Raw genomic sequence first — 342 nt, 5'->3', positions numbered from 1 at the left:
AACACGGAAGTTAAGCTCTCTAGCGCCGATGGTAGTTGGGACCTTGTCCCTGTGAGAGTAGGACGTTGCCAGGCAATATTATTCCGCAGTAGCTCAGCGGTAGAGCTATCGGCTGTTAACCGATCGGTCGTAGGTTCGATTCCTACCTGCGGAGCCATTGGAGAGCTGTCCGAGTTGGCCGAAGGAGCACGATTGGAAATCGTGTATACGTCACAAGCGTATCAAGGGTTCGAATCCCTTGCTCTCCGCCATAGGATTTATAATATTTGGCCCGTTGGTCAAGTGGTTAAGACACCGCCCTTTCACGGCGGTAACACGGGTTCGAATCCCGTACGGGTCACC

General features: G+C 52.9%; 3 tRNA genes. All 3 read left to right on the top strand.

Annotated features, from left to right (window positions below):
* Positions 1-82: 82 nt before the first annotated feature.
* A tRNA-Asn gene (locus JDS99_RS31145) sits at positions 83-157 on the top strand.
* A gap of 2 nt (positions 158-159) precedes the next feature.
* Positions 160-251: transfer RNA gene (locus tag JDS99_RS31140), tRNA-Ser, on the top strand.
* Positions 252-268: 17 nt separating this feature from the next.
* Positions 269-340: transfer RNA gene (locus tag JDS99_RS31135), tRNA-Glu, on the top strand.
* The last annotated feature ends 2 nt before the right edge of the window (positions 341-342 follow it).

The sequence above is a fragment of the Bacillus cereus group sp. N6 genome, from assembly GCF_016483705.1.
Lineage (GTDB): Bacteria > Bacillota > Bacilli > Bacillales > Bacillaceae_G > Bacillus_A > Bacillus_A wiedmannii.
Note: the sequence above shows the minus strand (reverse complement) of the source record. Positions and strands in the feature narration are given on the sequence as shown.